The organism is Helcobacillus sp. ACRRO, assembly GCF_022347125.1.
Lineage (GTDB): Bacteria > Actinomycetota > Actinomycetes > Actinomycetales > Dermabacteraceae > Helcobacillus > Helcobacillus massiliensis.
On the sequence record NZ_JAKRNG010000009.1, the window covers coordinates 46,913 to 64,406 of the forward strand.

Here is a 17,494-nt window from a genome sequence, read left to right on the forward strand (position 1 = left end):
TGGTGTCATGAAGAACCTGATGAACACTCCCCAGACCATCGTCGATGATGCGCTCGCGGGCATGGCGGCCGTCCACCCCTCCCTGCAGCTCGATGCCGAGCACCGCGTGATCCACCGCGCCCACCCGAAGAAGGAGGGCCTGGTCGGGATCATCTCCGGCGGCGGCTCCGGCCATGAGCCCCTGCACGCCGGCTTCGTCGGCGAGGGCATGCTCGACGCCGCCTGCTCCGGGGAGGTGTTCACCTCCCCCGTGCCGGACCAGATCATGGCCGCGGCGAAGCACGCTGACCGCGGCGCCGGTGTCCTGTTCATCGTGAAGAACTACACCGGTGACGTCATGAACTTCGAGATGGCCGCCGAACTCGCCGCCGCCGAATCCGACATCGAGATCGAAACCGTCGTCATCGCCGACGACGTCGCCGTCGAGGACTCCACCTTCACCGCGGGGCGCCGCGGCGTGGGCGCCACCGTGCTGGTGGAGAAGATCGCCGGCGCAGCAGCCGAACGCGGTGACAGCCTTCAGCAGGTCGCCGAGATCGCGCGTCGCGCCGCTGAGGCGTCCCGCTCGATGGGCATGGCGCTCACCTCCGTCACCGTCCCCGCGAACGGCAAGCCCAGCTTCGACCTTCCGAGCGACGAGGTGGAGATCGGCATCGGCATCCACGGCGAGCCGGGCCGCCATCGCGAGAAGCTGACGAGCGCGGCCGAGATCACCCGCACCCTGATGGACCCGCTGCTCGCAGAACTGCCCGGTGAGGGCGGCGTGCTGCTGTTCGTCAACGGTATGGGCGCCACGCCGCTGCTCGAACTGTACGTCGTCGCGAAGGAAGCGGCGGCGGTCCTGGGCGAAGCGGAGATCCCCCTGCAGCGCTCCCTGGTGGGGGACTACATCACCAGCCTCGACATGGCCGGCTGCTCGATCACCCTGCTGCGCCTGGACGACGACCTTGCCGACCTGTGGGACGCCCCCGCCTCCACGCCCGGACTCACGATGGGAGGTTCCCGATGAGCACCATCACCACGTCTGAACTCATCGCCTGGATCAGCACTGCCGCCGACTCCCTCGCTGAGCACGCCGCAGAACTGACGGACCTGGACGCCGCCATCGGCGATGCGGACCACGGCACCAACATGAAGCGAGGGATGCGCGCCGCCGCGGACGCCGTCGCCGACGCTGAGTTCGAGACGCCCGCTGCGCTCGCGAAGAAGGTCGGCATGTCGCTCGTCTCCGCCGTCGGCGGTGCCTCAGGTCCCCTGTACGGCACGTTCTTCCTCCGCTTCGCCCAGGGCGCTGGCAACGCCGCCGATCTCGATGCCGAAGCGCTCGCCGCTGCCCTCGACGCCGCAGCGGCTGGTGTTGCACAGCGCGGAAAGGCGGAGGTCGGGGAGAAGACGATGCTCGATGCTCTCCGGCCCGCAGCTGACGCAGCGAAGGAGGCGGCAGCCGAAGGGGCGGATATCACTGCGATGCTGACCGCGGCGGTCGCAGCCGCCCGTGAAGGACGGGACGCCGTGATCGACTCGGTCGCCACGAAGGGCCGCGCCTCCTATGTGGGTGAGCGGGCGAAGGGGCACATCGACCCCGGTTCGCAGTCCGCGGTGCTGCTGCTGGAAGCGCTGCAGGCCGCCGCGGGAGCAGCAGCATGACCGGCATCGTGGTGGTGTCCCACTCCCCCGCCCTGGCGCGCGCCGCCGTGGACCTCGCGATGGAGATGGTGCGCGGTGAGGGCCCGCCGATCGAGATCGCGGCGGGCACGGCCGACGGATCCACCGGCACCGACGCCGCCGCCATCTCAGCCGCGATCGAGACCGTCACCTCCGGTGAGGACGCCCCCGGTGCGGTCGTGCTGTGCGACATCGGCTCCGCCGTGGTGTCCGCTCAGATGGCGCTGGAGTTCCTGGACCCGCAGGTCGCCGAGCGGGTGATCCTGTCGCATGCGCCGCTGGTGGAGGGCCTGATCGGTGCGGTCGTCACCGCCTCCGCGGGTGCGGACGCTCAGGCCGTCGCCGCGGAAGCGGGCCGGGCCGTGGACGCCAAGCGGGCGCAGATCGCCTCCTGAGGCGCGGGCTTCAGCCGAGGCGGCGCCGCGCCGTCAGCGCACGTCGGCGGGCAGGTCCGTGGTGGTGACGCCGTTCTCGAGCTGCTCGAGGGCGCGCGCATACACGCGGGTGAAGCGATCATTCATCGGCGGCGGCTGATCCGCCGGGAACCAGCGCGCCTCGGTGTTCTCCCCGTCGGCCGGGTGCGGCTCCCCCGCCTTCCATTCGCACACGAACGCGAGGTCGAGGTAGCTCGCCTCGTCGCCGTTGGGGTACGTCATGGGGCCGACGGTGTCCAGCGCAACCAGGTGCAGCACCCGCGCCCGCACCCCGGTCTCCTCCTCGATCTCCCGCAGGGCCGCCCGCGCGGGATGCTCCAGCGGGTCGATGATGCCGGTGACCGGGGTCCATTCGCCGTTGTCGGAGCGGCGCACGAACAGGGCGCGGTCCCGCTGCGGGGTCAGCACCACCGCCGTGGCGCCGGACAACCACAGCGGCGCCGTGCCGACCTTCTCCCGCAGCGCGAGGATGAAATCGGGAGTCGCCATGGTCAGCGCCGCTTGCGCTTCTCGCGGATCCGCACCGAGATCTCGATCGGCGATCCGGTGAACTCGAAGTCCTCCCGGAGGCGGCGTTCGATGAAGCGGCGGTACCCGTGCTCGAGGAACCCGGAGGCGAAGATGACGAACCGGGGCGGGCGGGAGCGCGCCTGGGTCGCGAACAGGATGCGGGGCTGCTTGCCGCCGCGCAGCGGATGCGGGTGCGCCGCCACCAGAGTGCCGAGGAACGCGTTGAGGCGCGCCGTGGGGATGCGGGCATCCCACGATTCAAGGGCGCGGTCCAGCGCCGGCACCAGCTTGTCGGTGTGGCGGCCCGTTTCGGCGGAGATGTTGATGCGGGGAGCCCACGCCACGTGCGCGAGGTCCTTCTCGATCTCCCACTCGAGCTCCTTGCGGCGGTCTTCGTCGATCAGGTCCCACTTGTTGAAGGCGAGGACGAGGGCGCGGCCGGACTCGAGGACCATGTCAATGATCTTCATGTCCTGCGTGGAGATCGTCTCGGTCGCCTCCAGCAGCACCACGGCCACTTCCGCACGGTCCAGCGCCGCCTGCGTACGGATGGAGGCGAAGAAGTCAGCGCCGCCGGTCTGGTTGACGCGTCGGCGGATGCCGGCGGTGTCCACGAAGGTCCACTCGCGGCCGGCGAGGGTGATGACCTCGTCAACGGGGTCGCGGGTGGTGCCGGGGACGTTGTCCACCACCACGCGGTTCTCCTTCGCCAGCTTGTTCAGCAGGGAGGACTTGCCGACGTTCGGGCGGCCGATCAGGGCGACGCGGCGGGGACCGTCCGGCTTCGCCGGGGTGGAGCCCTCCTCGGGCAGGATCTCCAGGACGGCGTCGAGGACGTCACCGGAGCCGCGCCCGTGCAGCGCCGACACCATGTGCGGCTCCCCCAGGCCCAGGTTCCACAGCGATGCGGCTTCGAGCTCGGCGCGCTCATCATCGACCTTGTTCGCGACCAGCAGCACCGGCTTCTTGGAGCGGCGCAGCACCTTCACGAACTGTTCGTCGGTGGTGGTGATGCCGACGTGGACGTCCACGATGAACACCACCGCGTCGGCCAGGCCGATCGCGGCCTCCGCCTGCTCGGCAACACGGTGGTCGATGCCGGCGACCCGGTCCTCCCAGCCCCCGGTGTCCACCAGCATGAAGTCGCGGCCCGCCCAGTTCGCTTCGTAGAAGACGCGGTCGCGGGTGACACCGGGGGTGTCCTCGACGACGGCGGCGCGGTGGCCGAGGATGCGGTTGACGAACGTCGACTTGCCGACATTCGGGCGGCCGACGATCGCGAGGGTGGGCAGGAGGCGCTGCTCCTGTTCGGTGGGGAAGTCCGCGAACTCCCCGCTGAGCAGGGCGGCGTCCTCGTCGTCGAGGTCGTAGTCGTCCAGGCCCGCGCGCAGCGCCTGGGTGCGCTGGACGTCGTCGGCGTCGACGCCGTCCTCCGCCCAGTCGTCGTCCTCCCAGTCGTCATCGTCGTCGACCAGTTCGATGCCGGGCACGAGCTCCAGCACCGCGTTGACGACGTCGTCGATGCTGAGGCGGGTAGTGTCGATGGTCGTGACGCCGTCGGCGGCGGTCATGAACTCCGAGACGGTGGAGTCGTCGCGGTCGCGGCGCAGCACCTGGTCGCGCATGCGCTCCGCGGTCTCCTCGTTGTCCTCGAGCTGCAGCTGCTGGGAGCGGCGCGCCATGCGGGCCTCTTCGCTGGCGGTCAGCAGCACGCGCACGTCCGCTTCCGGGGCGACCACAGTGGTGATGTCACGGCCTTCGGCGACGCAGAACCCAAGCCGGTGAGCGGTGGAGAACAGCAGGGCGCGCTGCCGCTCCTGCAGGATGATCCGCACCTGCGGGTTCGTCGCGACGGCGCTGACGCGGGTGGAGACCTCTTCGGTGCGGATGGCGTCGGTGATGTCGTCCTCGCCGACGAGGACGCGCGGGTCGCTCGGGTCGGTGATGATCTGCAGCGGCATCTCGCCGACGTGCTCGGTGACGGCCTTCTCGTCAGTGAGATCGATGCCGGCCTTCATGCAGGACCAGGCGGCGGCGCGGTACATGGCGCCGGTGTCGAGATAGCCGCCGCTCAGGGCGAGGGCGACCTCTCGCGACACGGTGGACTTGCCCGAGCCGGCGGGCCCGTCGATCGCAATGGTTACGGGGTCCACTGGTCCTCCAATTCGTTCGGCAACAGCCTCCAGGATAGTTACTCTTCGCCCGCGCGGGCCCAGCCTTTCTCCTCCAGCATGGCCACCATGCGCCCCTCATCACGTTTCAGCACGCTGATGTGCGCAAGGCCCACCGGTTGGCCGATCGAATGCTCCAGCCGCAGGTCCTCCATGTTGATCCCCGCATCGCCCATATCGCTGAGCAGGCGCGCCAGGGCACCGGGGCTGTCCGGCACGAGGATGGTGAACGCGGCGAACGAATCGGCGGAGCCGCCGTGCTTGCCGGGGATGCGGGCCACACCGAGGTTGCCGTCGGCGATGGTGCGGGCGATCTCCGCCCGCGGCGTGCCGGGCCCATCGGCGTCGCACAGGGAGTCGAACGCGCCGACGAGGCGGCCCAGGTCCTCCTGGAAGGCCCGCAGGATGGGCCGCAGTGCGGGGGCGTTCGCCGCGAGGATCTCCACCCAGAGGCGCGGATCGGAGTGGGCGATGCGAGTGGTGTCGCGCAGCCCCTGCCCGGCGAGGGCGAGGGACCCGTCGGCGGCGGACTGCAGCTGCCGCGCGAGCAGGCTCGCGACCAGCTGCGGGGCGTGGGAGACGTAGGCGACGGAGAGGTCATGCGCGGCGGCTTCGGAGCGGACGATGACGCCGCCGAGTTCGTGGCCGAGCCTCTCAACCGCATCGACGGCGCGCCGGCTCGAGCCGTCGTGCGGGACGAGCACGAACGGGCGACCGAAGAACAGGTCGCCACGGGCGGCGACCACGCCGGAGACCTCGCGCCCGGCCATGGGGTGCGCGCCGACGTACCGGGAGGCGTCCAGGTCCGGGTCCGCTGCGGCGGCGTCGAGGACGGCGCGCTGAATCGTCTCCTTTACGCTGGCGACATCGCACACGATCGCGTCGGGGAACTCCCGCAGCGCGTCCACGACGATGCGCCCGGTGACATCCGGTGGGGTGGCGACGACGACGAGGCCGGGGGTCGACTCCCCCTCATCGGCACCGACGCCGAGTTCGCGGGCGAGGCGGGCGGTGCCGGGTGAGGAGTCGCGGACCAGGACCTCGCGGCCGCGGGCACGCAGGGCGAGGCCGACGGAGCCGCCGATCAGCCCGGCGCCGATGACCAGGACGGTCACAGGCCGACGCTCGCCATCAGGGTGCCGAGCTCCTTGCCGGTGAGCTCACGCGACTGGCCCGACTTCAGGTCGTTGAGCAGCACGGGGCCGATGCGGGTGCGCACCAGGCCCGTCAGCGGGTGGCCGAGGGCCTCGAACATGCGGCGAACGATTCGGTTGCGTCCCTCGTGGATGGTGATCTCCACGAGCGCTTCGCTGCCGTTGTGGGCGAGCAGGGCGGCGCGGTCCGCGGTCGCGGAGCCGTCCTCCAGGTCGATGCCGTCGCGCAGCCGCTTGAGGATGCCGCGGGGGAACTCCGGGGCGTCGAGGTCGAAGCGGCAGACGTACGTCTTGGACACTTCGAAGCTGGGGTGCATCAGGCGGTGGGCGAGCTCCCCGTCGTTGGTGAGCAGCAGCAGCCCTTCGGTCTCGTAGTCGAGCCGGCCCACGTGGTAGAGCCGCACCGGGTACTCCTCGACGAACTCGCTGAGGCTTCGGCGGCCCTCCGGGTCGTCCATCGTGGACATCACCTTCGGCGGCTTGTGCAGCGCGATCGTCAGCTTCGTGTCGTCGAGCTGCAGGCGGCGACCGTCCACGTGCACCACCTGCGTCTCAGGGTCCACACGGACGCCCTGCGTGGTGACCGTTTCGCCGTCGACGGCGACGCGGCCGGTGGCGATGAGCGCTTCGCAGGCGCGGCGGGACCCGAAGCCGGCGCGGGCGAGGATCTTCTGCAGCCGCTCCCCCGTCGGCCCCTGGTCACCGGGCTCGGGGCCCCAGGAGCCGCCGAAGTCCTCGAGGTCCTCGTCCTTCGCGGGAGCGGGACGGTCGGCGCCGTCGGAGTCGCGCAGGCGGATCTGCTTGGGGGCGGTGAAGTCGCTGGAGCGACGGCGACGCTTCGGCTGGGTCATTCAGGCAGCGCTCCCCCGGGCGATGAGTTCACGGGCGAGCTGACGGTAGGCGTCCGCGCCCTTCGTGGAGGAGGCGAAGGAGATGATCGGTTCGGCGGCGACCGAGGCGTCGGGGAACTTCACGGTGCGGTTGATGGTGGAGTGGAACACCTTGTCGTCGAACGCTTCGACCACGCGGGCGCACACTTCGCGGGCGTGCAGCGTGCGCGGATCGAACATGGTGATCAGGATGCCGTCGATCTCCAGCGCCGGGTTGATGCGATCCTGCACCTTCTCGATCGTCTCCACCAGCAGTGCGACGCCGCGCAGTGCGAAGTACTCCGCTTCCAGCGGGATGATGACGCCGCGGCTGGCGGCGAGGGCGTTGACGGTGAGCAGTCCGAGCGACGGCTGACAGTCGATGATGATGACGTCGTAGTCGTCGACCACGGGGCGCAGCACGCGGGCGAGGGCCATCTCGCGGGCCACCTCGTTGACCAGCTGCACTTCCGCAGCGGACAGGTCGATGTTCGCCGGCAGCACGTCCATGTTCTCCGTGCCGGTCTCCTGGATCACGTCCCGGATGTCGTGCTCGCGCTCCAGCAGGAGGTTGTAGACGGTGACGTCGAGGTCGTACGGGTTGATGCCGGTGCCGGCGGACAGCGCACCCTGCGGATCGAGGTCCACGAGCAGAACCCGTCGGCCGTACTCGGCGAGAGCGGCGCCCAGGTTGATGACGCTGGTGGTCTTGCCGACCCCGCCCTTCTGGTTGACCATCGAGATGATGCGGGCGGGTCCGTGGGAGTCCAGAGGAGTCGGCTCGGGGAACTCGGGCAGCGGGCGCCCCGTGGGGCCGTAGCTGAGCTCGAGCTCGAGTTCGTTTCTGTCCTTCACGTCGCTCCCTGATTCTCGTCGGTCGGTGTGCAGTTGTTCATCGTACCTGCCGAAGGTGCGTCCAGCGCCCGGGGATGGGCGAGGGCGTGCACCTCCCGCAGCGCGTCCGGTGTCACGTGCGTGTAGAGCTGCGTTGTGGTGACCGAGGCGTGCCCCAGCAGCTCCTGCACGGTGCGCACATCGGCGCCGCCCTGCAGCAGGTGGGTGGCGTAGGAGTGCCTCAGCGTGTGCGGGCTGACCTGCGCGGGGATCTTGGCTGCTTCAGCGGCGTCGTGCACGATCGTGAACGCCGCCTGACGGGTGAGGCGGGTGCCGCGGTGGCCGAGGAACAGGGCTGGGCCGCCGGTGCCGCGCTGAGCGAACACGGGACGGGCCCGCACCTGGTAGGCGGTGACGGCGTCGATCGCCATGGACCCCAGCGGGACGGCGCGCTGCTTGTCGCCCTTGCCGTGCAGGCGCAGCACCCTCTCCTCCAGCAGAAGGTCGTCGAGGTCGATGCCGATCGCTTCGCTGATGCGGGCACCGGTGCCGTACAGGATCTCCAGCAGCGCCCGGTTGCGCAGGGACCGCTCCTCGGCGAGGCGGCCGGTGAACGGCCCGGAACCGGCGTCGATGATGCGGGCGACCTCGTCGATGCTGAGCGCTTCGGGGAGGTCGAGGGGGCGCGCCGGACCGGTGAGACGGGCCGACGGGTCATCGCTGCGCGCACCGTCCTCCTCCGCGAACCGGTGCAGGGCTCGGATGGAGGCGAGCATGCGGCTCGCTGAGGACGCTGCGAGGGCACGGCCTCCGTCGGCCCCCTCCTGGACGACCTGGAGGAAGGCGGTGATGTGCTCGCTGCCGGCGTCGGCGATGCCGAGGCCCTGGCTGCGGAGGTAGTGGGCGTAGCGGGTGAGGTCGCGCTGGTAGGCGCGGACCGTGTTGGCGGCGAGCCCCCGCTCCACGCGGATGTGGGTGAGGAATCCACGGAGCAGGGGCTCGTCCATGGGGCCGGTGGTGGGGCTCAGAAGCGCAGGAACGGGTCGAGCGCGAGCGCCACGAACAGCAGCGTCAGGTAGGTGATGGAGGCGTGGAAGACCCCCATCGGGTGGAGGTCGCGGCCGGTGCGGCCCTGGAACACCCGCACGGCGTAGCGGATGATCAGGGCGAGGAACCAGGAGCCCACGGCGATGGCGGCGACGGCGTACACCGGGCCGGTCGGTGCGAGAGGGATGATCGCGAGAGAGCAGGCGACCATGGCGACGGTGTGGGCGATCATCTGCACCGCCACGTTCCGGCGGGAGGACACGACCGGCAGCATCGGCACACCGGCGCGTTCATAGTCGCGGGTGAACTTCTCCGCGAGCGGCCAGTAGTGCGGCGGCGTCCAGAAGAAGATGACGAGGAACAGCAGGAACGCGGTCCAGGACACGGTCCCGGTCACCGAGGACCAGCCGATCAGCACGGGCATGCAGCCGGCGACGCCGCCCCACACGATGTTCTGGCTGGTGCGTCGCTTGAGGATCAGGGTGTAGAACACCACGTACAGGACGATGGCGCCGAGCGCGAGCATCGCCGACACGGCGTTGACCAGCACCCACAGGTACACGGTGGACAGCGCCGAGAGCACCAGGCCGAAGATGACGGCGGCGCGGGGGCTGATCTCACCGGTCACCAGGGGACGGTTCTTCGTGCGCTTCATCTTCGCGTCGATGTCGCGGTCGAAGAACATGTTGAGCACGTTGGCGCCGCCGGCGGCGAGGTAGCCGCCGATGATCGTGTTGAGGATCAGCAGGAACGGCGGGAAGCCACCGGCCGCGAGGAACATGGTGGGCACGGTGGTGATGAGCAGCAGCTCGATGATGCGCGGCTTGGTCAGCGCCACGTAGTTGAGCACGGTGCGCTTGACGGACCGGGGCCGCTGCGGCGCGCTCACCTGCACTGCTTCAGGTGCGGCGGGCCCTGCCTGCACTGGGCTGTCCACGGGTTTCGTCACGTCACCGACCTCGTCTTCTCGCTGTCCGACACACCCGCGCTCCAAGGGCCACGGGCCCGGCCAGTGTATCGGCGGTTGCGCTGGTGGGCCAGCATCTGAGGGGCGTTGCACGTCACGCCCACTCGGTCCCGGCCCTGCCGTGATGAGAGGGTGCGCGAGACGTGGACCTCGCAGAGTGAGCCGAGTGGGAAGCGTTAGGCTCGGATGCGCTGATGCCTGAGCTCCTCCTCCGCCCCCGCCGCATCGGCGGCCGCGAGCGGGCCGAGCCGAAAACTCCCGAAAGGAAACTGTTCATGACCACTGACTTCATCGCTCCCGAGGGCTGGACCGACCTCGACCGCCGCGCCGTTGACACCGCCCGCACCCTCGCTGTGGACGCCGTCGAGAAGGTCGGCAACGGCCACCCCGGCACCGCCGTCAGCCTCGCCCCGGCCGCCTACCTCCTCTACCAGGACGTCATGGCGTACGACCCGAAGGACCCGAACTGGCTGGGCCGAGACCGCTTCGTGCTCTCCGCCGGCCACTCCAGCATCACCCAGTACGCCCAGCTGTTCCTCGCCGGAGTCGGCCTCGAGCTCGAGGACCTCAAGCAGCTGCGCACCTTCCGTTCCAAGACGCCCGGCCACCCGGAGAACTTCGTGACCGACGGCGTCGAGGTGACGACCGGTCCCCTCGGCCAGGGCGTCGCCATGAGCGTTGGCCTGGCGATGGCGCAGCGCCGTGAGCGCGGCCTGCTCGACCCGGACGCTCCCGCCGGTGAGAGCCCGTTCGACCACTTCACCTACGTCATCGCTTCCGACGGCGACCTGCAGGAGGGCGTCTCCCACGAGGCCAGCTCCCTCGCCGGCACCCAGAAGCTCGGCAACCTCGTCGTGATCTGGGACGACAACGAGATCTCCATCGAGGGTGACACCGAGATCGCCTTCACCGAGGACGTCGCCGCCCGGTACGAAGCGCTCGGCTGGGATGTGCGCACCGTGGACTGGCGCAACGGTGGCCAGTACCGCGAGGACGTTGCCGCGCTCAAGCAGGCGATCGAGGACGGCAAGAAGGTCACCGACAAGCCGACCTTCATCCAGCTGAAGACCATGATCGGCTGGCCGCTGCCGGGCGTGCAGGGCAAGGCGTCCGTCCACGGCTCCGCCGTCGGCGCCGAAGCGATCCGCGGCCTGAAGGAGAACATCGGGGTCGACCCCGACAAGGACTTCGAGGTCGCCCCCGAGGTGCTCGAGCACACCCGCGCCCGCGGTGAGAAGACCCAGGCCGAGCGCGATGAGTGGGCGAAGAAGTTCGACGCCTGGAAGAGCGCGAACCCTGAGAAGGCCGAGCTGCTTGAGCGTCTGCAGAAGCGTGAACTGCCGGACCTCACCGACGCCCTGCCCGCCTTCGACGCCGATGAGAAGGGCATCGCCACCCGCGCCGCCTCCGGGAAGATCCTTGAGGCCCTCGCCGATGTGGTTCCTGAGCTGTGGGGCGGCTCCGCTGACCTCGCCGGCTCCAACAACACCACGATGAAGGGGGAGCCGTCGTTCATCCCGACCGAACATCAGACCGAGGACTTCTCCGGCAATCCGTTCGGCCGCACCCTGCACTTCGGCATCCGTGAGCACGCGATGGGCTCGATCCTCGCGGGCATCTCGCTGCACGGCCTGACCCGCCCGTACGGCGGCACCTTCTTCCAGTTCGCCGACTACATGCGCGGCGCTGTCCGCCTCACCTCCCTGATGAACGTGCCCTCCACCTACGTGTGGACGCACGACTCCATCGGCCTCGGTGAGGACGGCCCCACGCACCAGCCGGTCGAGCACCTCGCCGCGTACCGTGCGATCCCGAACCTGTCGATCGTGCGGCCCGCTGACGCGACCGAGACCGCTCAGGCGTGGAAGGCCCTCTTGGAGCGGGACCGCGGCCCCGTCGGCCTCATTCTGACCCGCCAGGCGGTGCCGACGTTCGATCGCGAGGAGTACGCCGACGCCGCCGGTCTCGCCAAGGGCGCGTACGTGATGAAGGAGGCGTCGGCTGAGCCCCAGCTGATCCTCATCGCCACCGGCTCCGAGGTGCAGCACGCCGCTGCCGCGCAGAAGAAGCTGGAGGCCGACGGGATCCCCACCCGTCTCGTGTCCATGCCGTGCATGGAGTGGTTCGAGGAGCAGGACGAGGCGTACCGCGAATCGGTTCTGCCGAGCTCCGTGAAGGCGCGCGTCAGCGTCGAGGCGGGCATTGCGATGCCATGGCACCGCTACCTCGGCGACGCCGGCCGCGCCGTCTCCCTCGAGCACTACGGCGCGTCCGCCGACGGCGCCCTGCTGTTCGAGGAGTTCGGCTTCACCGCCGACAACGTGATGAAGGCGGCGAAGGAGTCCCTCGCCGCTGCCGGCAACTGACCCGCACCATCCCGCTCACCCGACGACCCTCCCGAAAGGACTGGGAACCCATGGCTCAGAACCCGAACACTCAGGCCCTGTCCGATGCCGGCGTCTCCATCTGGCTGGACGACCTCTCCCGCCACCGCCTCACCAGCGGCGGCCTGAAGGACCTGATCGCCTCGAAGAACGTGGTCGGTGTGACCACGAACCCGTCGATCTTCCAGAGCGCGATCTCCGGCTCGAAGGACTACGACGACGCGATCGCAGGCCTCTACGCCGACGGCCGCGACGTGGACGGCATCATCGAAGCACTCACCACCGATGACGTGCGCGACGCCTGCGACGTCTTCATGGACCTGTACCGCTCCACCCAGGGGTACGACGGCCGCGTCTCCATCGAGGTGGATCCGCGCCACGCCAACGACACCGACGCCACCATCGAGCAGGCGCAGCGCCTGTACGACCTGGTGGACCGCGAGAACGTCATGATCAAGATCCCGGCGACCCTCGAGGGTCTGCCGGCGATCACCGAAGTGATCTCCCGCGGCATCAGCGTCAACGTCACTCTCATCTTCTCCGTCGCCCGCTACGAGGAGGTCATCGAGGCCTACCTGGAGGGCCTGGAGAAGGCGGCAGAGGCCGGCCGCGATCTCGCCACGATCCATTCGGTGGCCTCGTTCTTCATCTCCCGCGTGGACACGGAGATCGACAAGCGCCTGGAGGAGATCGGCGGCGACGCCCTCGAACTGCTCGGCAAGGCGGCCGTGGCGAACGGTCGCGCCGCGTTCGGGCTGTACGCCCGCGAGTTCTCCTCGGAGCGCTTCGGTGCGCTGAAGGAGAAGGGCGCGAATGTGCAGCGTGCCCTGTGGGCGTCCACCGGTGTGAAGAACGAAGACTACTCCGACACCCTCTACGTGGACGAGCTCGTCACCGACCCGGCGGTGAACACAATGCCGGAGAAGACCCTGGACGCGTTCGCCGACCACGGCGACGCCTCCGGCCGCCTCACCGTCGCAAGCGCCGCCGATGAGGAGGAGAAGGCGGAGGAGCTGTTCGACCGCCTCGCTGAGGCCGGCATCGACCTCGCGGACGTGTTCGCACAGCTGGAGTCCGAAGGCGTGTCGAAGTTCGTCGACGCCTGGGGTGAGCTGCTGGACACCGTCGGCTCCGCTCGGCCGTCCGAGAACGCCTGAGCGCGCCGACCGGGAGGACACGAGTGAACAACCCCCTGCGCGATCCCCGCGACCGGCGCCTGCCGCTGATCGCGGGACCGAGTTCGATGGTCATGTTCGGTGTGACCGGCGACCTCGCGAAGAAGAAGCTGCTGCCGGCGATCTACGACCTCACGAACCGCAGCCTGCTGCCGCCGAGCTTCGGCCTGGTCGGCTTCGGGCGCCGCGACTGGTCGCATGAGGACTTCGCCGACTATGTCGAAGAGGCGGTGAAGGAGGGCGCCCGCACCGGCTTCCGCCAGAGCGTGATGGACCAGCTGCGCGGCGGCCTGCGCTTCGTCACCGGCGAGTTCGATGAGACCGCCGCGTACGAGCGCCTCACCGACGTGGTGAAGGAGCTCGATGAGACCCGCGGCACCGGCGGCAACCACGCGTTCTACCTGTCGATCCCGCCGAAGGCGTTCCCTCAGGTCTGCGAGCAGCTCGCGAACTCCGGCCTGAACGCGTCGGAGAACGGGTCGTGGCGGCGCGTCGTCATCGAGAAGCCCTTCGGGCACAACCTCGAGAGCGCACGCGAACTGAACGACGTGGTGGAGAAGGTGTTCGATGAGGAGGACGTCTTCCGCATCGACCACTACCTCGGCAAGGAGACGGTGCAGAACCTCCTCGCCTTCCGCTTCGCCAACCAGATGTTCGAGCCGGTGTGGAACGCCAACTATGTGGACCACGTGCAGATCACGATGGCTGAGGACATCGGCATCGGGTCGCGCGCCGGCTACTACGACGGCATCGGCACCGCCCGCGACGTCATCCAGAACCACCTCCTGCAGCTGTTCGCGCTGACCGCGATGGAGGAGCCGATCTCGTTCGAAGCCGCGGACCTGCGCGCCGAGAAGGAGAAGGTCCTTGCCGCGGTCGAACTGCCCGGTGACCTCGCCACCTCCACGGCCCGTGGCCAGTACGTGGGCGGCTGGCAGGGCGGCCAGTGGGTGAAGGGCTACCTGGAGGAGGAGGGCATCCCGGAGGACTCCGAAACGGAGACGTTCGCGGCGATGCAGCTGAACGTCAACACGCGCCGCTGGGCGGGTGTCCCGTTCTACCTGCGCGCCGGCAAGCGCCTGGGCCGACGGGTCACGGAGATCGCCGTGGTCTTCAAGTCTGCGCCGTTCCTCCCGTTCAACGACACGGACACAAAGGACCTCGGGCAGAACTCGATCGTGATCCGCATCCAGCCGGATGAGGGTGTGACGATGCGGTTCGGTTCGAAGGTGCCGGGTTCCCAGATGGAGGTGCGGGACGTTTCGATGGACTTCGTGTACGGCTCCAGCTTCACGGAGGAGTCGCCGGAGGCGTACGAACGTCTGATCCTGGACATGCTGCTGGGCGACCCGCCACTTTTCCCGCGCCAGCGGGAAGTGGAGCTGTCCTGGGCGATCCTCGATCCCGTCACCGAGTTCTGGGCGGAGAGCATGCCGCCCAGCCCGTACCGCGCCGGCACCTGGGGCCCCCAGACGGCGCATGACATGCTCGCCCGCGACGGACGGCATTGGAGGCGCCCATGATCCACACGATGAAGGACACCACCACGTCCGAGGTGAGCCGGGTCCTGATCGAACTGCGCGAGGACACGGGCCTGGTCACGCTCGGCCGGGTCGCCACTCTCGTGGTGATCTCCCCGGAGGACCACCTGGATGACAGCATCGATGTCGCCGTCCACGCTTCGCATGAGCATCCGGCGCGGATCATCGTGATCGTGCCGCAGGGCGACACCGACCGCAACGCGCTCGACGCGGAGGTCCGCGTCGGTGCCGACGCCGGCGCCGGTGAGCTGATCGTGCTGCGCCCGTCGGGCCTGGTGGTCAACGGCATGGACACGCTGATCACCCCACTGCTGCTGCCGGATGCGCCGATCGTCACCTGGTGGTCGGCGTCTCCGCCGGTGTGCCCCAGCCAGGACGTGGTGGGGGCGCTGTCCACCCGCCGCATCACCGATGCGCTCGCCGCGGACGACCCGGACGCGGTGATCCGCCGCCTGTCGCACAACTACCATCCCGGCGACACGGACCTGTGCTGGAGCCGCCTGACGAACTGGCGGGGACTGCTCGCAGCCGCGTACGAGCAGCCGCCGATCAGCGCCCCAACCGCCGTCACCATCGAGGGGAAGCTCAACAAGCCGACGGTGACCCTGATGCGGCAGTGGCTCGCGGACTTCCTGTGCGTACCGGTGACGGTGAAGGACACCGACGGCGACTTCGGTCTGATCTCCATCACCCTGCACCGTGAGGACGGCGACATCACGCTGCGCCGCGTCTCCCCGCACACGGTGATCGTGTCCACCCCCGGCGAGACCGATGACCAGTCGGTGACGATGCCGGTGCGGACCATGCACGACCTCCTCAGTGAGGAACTGCGTCGCCTCGATGCGGACGACATCTACGGCAGGGTCCTGACCGCGGCGTTCCCCCACCACGTGGATGTGAAGGACTTCGCGACCGGCAAGCCGGCGCCGTCGGACATCCGGGTGAAGGACAAGGACGACCTCATCGAGCATGCGGCGCAGTTCTCCGTGGAGATGATCGACGAAGCGGTCCGTGAGCGCGGCATCGCCCACATCGCGATGACCGGTGGCCGAACCGGCACGCAGGTCGCGCGCCGCATCGGCGAACTGCTGCACTCCACCGATGTGGCCGCCTCGAAGGTCCACGTCTGGTGGGGCGATGAACGGTTCGTGGAGACGAAGTCCGACGACCGCAACGACCGCCCGGCCCTGTCCGCGCTGACGCTGACCGCTGGCATCCCCGTGTACAACGTGCACTCGATGCCGGCCAGCGACATGGGCATGGAACTGGACGACGCCGCCGCCTGGTACGGCCAGCAGCTGTCCCTGCTGGGAGCGGACAGCGCCCACACGGAGGAGACCGACGAGGAGCGCGCATTCTTCGACGTGGTCCTGCTCGGCATGGGCGAGGACGGGCACATCGCGTCCCTGTTCCCCGATCATGAGGACGCGGGCGATGCGACCCGGTCCGCGGTGTCGGTGCGGAACTCGCCGAAGCCGCCGTCGGAGAGGATCTCGCTGACGTGGCCGATGCTGAACGCGGCCCGCCACGTGGTGTTCCTCGTGGCCGGTGAGGAGAAGGCGGAGTTCGCGGCCCGCGCCCACGGCGACATCGACCCGGTGAACCTGCCGGCGTCCGCCGTGCGCGGCACCGTCTCCACCACCTGGTTCCTTGATCCGGAGGCGGCCTCAGCGATCGAGCACTGACCCGTCCTCATCCGCTTGCGCGAGCAGCAGCGCCCCCTCCACGGGCTCTGCTGCTCGCGTCGTCTGCAGGCCCCGCGCCGCCAGCGCCTGCTCAACCCTCCGCGTGATCGGGGTGTCGGCGGCGAGCAGAGCGCCCGCCAGCACCACGAGGGCGCCGACGGGTGCACCCAGCGCGTCCAGCGTCGCCACGAGGTCACTCGCGGCGCCGTCGATGATGCTCTGCGCGACCACATCCCCCGCGCAGCTGCCGGGGATGCGGGCGAAGCGGCCCCACTGGGCGGGCGTCAGCGGATCCGCCGCCTGGATCAGCGCCTGGCGCACATCCACCGCGTCCCCGCTGCCCGCGGGCCTGGTGCTGCCCGCGATGCCGAGCTCCTCCAGCACCCGCGCAGTCATCGCCGTGGCGGGGCCTCGGTGGTCGAGATCGGCGGCGGCGGCGCGCAGCACCCGTCGGCCGATGTCCACGGCGGAGCCGCAGTCCCCCAGCAGCCAGCCCATGCCGTCCGCCCGGGCGACCATCCGGCCCTGTTCGAACCGAGCCGCGGCGGCGCCGGTGCCGGCGAGCAGCAGGAACCCGTCGGCCCCCACCCGGCCGGCACCCGCGGTGAACGCGGTGACCTGGTCATCGACCACCCTGCCCACCCCGGCCGGCACGCCCGCCCGCGCGAGAGCGGGCAGCAGGAGCGCGCTGACCTCCGCGTGCCGTGCCGGCCCGGCGCCCGCAACACCGAGCACCGCCGCCTCCACCGACGCGAGGTCCTCCCCCGCGGCGCGGGCGTCCCCGGCGAGTTCGGTGAGGAGGTCGGCGACACGCCCGGCGGCGTCAGTCCCGGAGGATCGGATGTTGCAGCCGCCGCCGTTGCGCTCGGCGACGCGGACTTCCCCGCGGGTGAGGCGGAGGCGGGTGCTGGTGCCGCCGATGTCGGCCCCCAGGATCAAGCGCGGCATGTGATCCTCCTCTCGACGTCACAACCCGATCATGGTAACTTGCAGTCCATCGCGAGTCGATAAAACTTATTTTCACTTCGCGGTCGGTGACAGCTCAGCACCGGTCGGGT

The 17,494-nt window shown here is 69.7% G+C and carries 15 protein-coding genes; 7 read left to right on the top strand and 8 right to left on the bottom strand.

Annotation, left to right across the window (positions count from 1 at the left end; all coding sequences use genetic code 11):
• Positions 1 to 7 precede the first annotated feature (7 nt).
• The 3 genes from dhaK to dhaM are packed head-to-tail and all read left to right on the top strand — an operon-like array spanning position 8 to position 2,060.
• Positions 8 to 1,009: a dihydroxyacetone kinase subunit DhaK gene (gene dhaK, locus MHY20_RS04965; protein ID WP_239375343.1), complete on the top strand. Its 1,002-nt coding sequence runs from the start codon at positions 8 to 10 to the stop codon at positions 1,007 to 1,009.
• Positions 1,006 to 1,647 (top strand): dihydroxyacetone kinase subunit DhaL, encoded by a 642-nt coding sequence (gene dhaL / locus MHY20_RS04970; RefSeq protein ID WP_239375346.1) that lies wholly within the window; start codon positions 1,006 to 1,008, stop codon positions 1,645 to 1,647. Before dhaK ends, dhaL begins: the two co-directional genes overlap by 4 nt.
• The gene (gene dhaM, locus MHY20_RS04975; RefSeq protein ID WP_239375349.1) at positions 1,644 to 2,060 is read left to right on the top strand and encodes a dihydroxyacetone kinase phosphoryl donor subunit DhaM; all 417 of its coding nucleotides are present in this window, start codon (positions 1,644 to 1,646) and stop codon (positions 2,058 to 2,060) included. Before dhaL ends, dhaM begins: the two co-directional genes overlap by 4 nt.
• 33 nt (positions 2,061 to 2,093) lie before the next feature.
• On the opposite strand, the gene MHY20_RS04980 is transcribed toward dhaM, so the two are convergent.
• From MHY20_RS04980 to MHY20_RS05010, 7 genes are read right to left on the bottom strand one after another with little or no spacing between them, the layout of a single operon-like run.
• Positions 2,094 to 2,588: an NUDIX domain-containing protein gene (locus MHY20_RS04980; RefSeq protein ID WP_239375351.1), complete on the bottom strand. Its 495-nt coding sequence runs from the start codon at positions 2,586 to 2,588 to the stop codon at positions 2,094 to 2,096.
• Positions 2,589 to 2,590: 2 nt separating this feature from the next.
• Positions 2,591 to 4,762, bottom strand: coding sequence for a bifunctional cytidylate kinase/GTPase Der (der, locus tag MHY20_RS04985; protein WP_239375353.1), 2,172 nt, complete (start codon positions 4,760 to 4,762; stop codon positions 2,591 to 2,593).
• A 38-nt stretch (positions 4,763 to 4,800) separates the two neighbouring features.
• Positions 4,801 to 5,895: a prephenate dehydrogenase gene (locus tag MHY20_RS04990; RefSeq protein WP_239375355.1), complete on the bottom strand. Its 1,095-nt coding sequence runs from the start codon at positions 5,893 to 5,895 to the stop codon at positions 4,801 to 4,803.
• Positions 5,892 to 6,785, bottom strand: coding sequence for a pseudouridine synthase (locus MHY20_RS04995; protein ID WP_239375357.1), 894 nt, complete (start codon positions 6,783 to 6,785; stop codon positions 5,892 to 5,894). The genes MHY20_RS04990 and MHY20_RS04995 overlap by 4 nt, the downstream gene beginning before the upstream one ends.
• Positions 6,786 to 7,658: an AAA family ATPase gene (locus tag MHY20_RS05000; protein ID WP_239375359.1), complete on the bottom strand. Its 873-nt coding sequence runs from the start codon at positions 7,656 to 7,658 to the stop codon at positions 6,786 to 6,788. It lies immediately after the preceding gene.
• On the bottom strand, positions 7,655 to 8,644 hold the full coding sequence (locus tag MHY20_RS05005) for a site-specific tyrosine recombinase XerD (RefSeq protein WP_239375361.1): 990 nt from the start codon (positions 8,642 to 8,644) through the stop codon (positions 7,655 to 7,657). The genes MHY20_RS05000 and MHY20_RS05005 overlap by 4 nt, the downstream gene beginning before the upstream one ends.
• A 17-nt stretch (positions 8,645 to 8,661) precedes the next feature.
• Positions 8,662 to 9,573, bottom strand: coding sequence for a heme o synthase (locus tag MHY20_RS05010; protein ID WP_239375363.1), 912 nt, complete (start codon positions 9,571 to 9,573; stop codon positions 8,662 to 8,664).
• 353 nt (positions 9,574 to 9,926) lie between these two features.
• On the opposite strand from MHY20_RS05010, the gene tkt reads away from it, so the two are divergent.
• The 4 genes from tkt (at position 9,927) to pgl (ending at position 16,436) form a co-directional block, all read left to right on the top strand.
• Positions 9,927 to 12,017: a transketolase gene (gene tkt, locus MHY20_RS05015; RefSeq protein WP_239375366.1), complete on the top strand. Its 2,091-nt coding sequence runs from the start codon at positions 9,927 to 9,929 to the stop codon at positions 12,015 to 12,017.
• 50 nt (positions 12,018 to 12,067) lie between these two features.
• On the top strand, positions 12,068 to 13,192 hold the full coding sequence (tal, locus tag MHY20_RS05020; protein ID WP_239375369.1) for a transaldolase: 1,125 nt from the start codon (positions 12,068 to 12,070) through the stop codon (positions 13,190 to 13,192).
• An 86-nt stretch (positions 13,193 to 13,278) separates the two neighbouring features.
• Complete coding sequence (zwf, locus tag MHY20_RS05025; RefSeq protein WP_221187164.1) at positions 13,279 to 14,733, top strand: glucose-6-phosphate dehydrogenase; 1,455 nt, start codon at positions 13,279 to 13,281, stop codon at positions 14,731 to 14,733.
• Entirely contained in the window at positions 14,730 to 16,436 is a 1,707-nt protein-coding gene (gene pgl, locus MHY20_RS05030; RefSeq protein WP_239375372.1) for a 6-phosphogluconolactonase, read from the top strand. Before zwf ends, pgl begins: the two co-directional genes overlap by 4 nt.
• Here the strand turns inward: pgl and MHY20_RS05035 are convergent.
• Positions 16,419 to 17,384, bottom strand: a complete 966-nt coding sequence (locus tag MHY20_RS05035) for a BadF/BadG/BcrA/BcrD ATPase family protein (protein WP_239375375.1) — start codon at positions 17,382 to 17,384, stop codon at positions 16,419 to 16,421. The two genes, pgl and MHY20_RS05035, sit on opposite strands and share 18 nt — an antisense overlap.
• Positions 17,385 to 17,494: the final 110 nt, after the last annotated feature.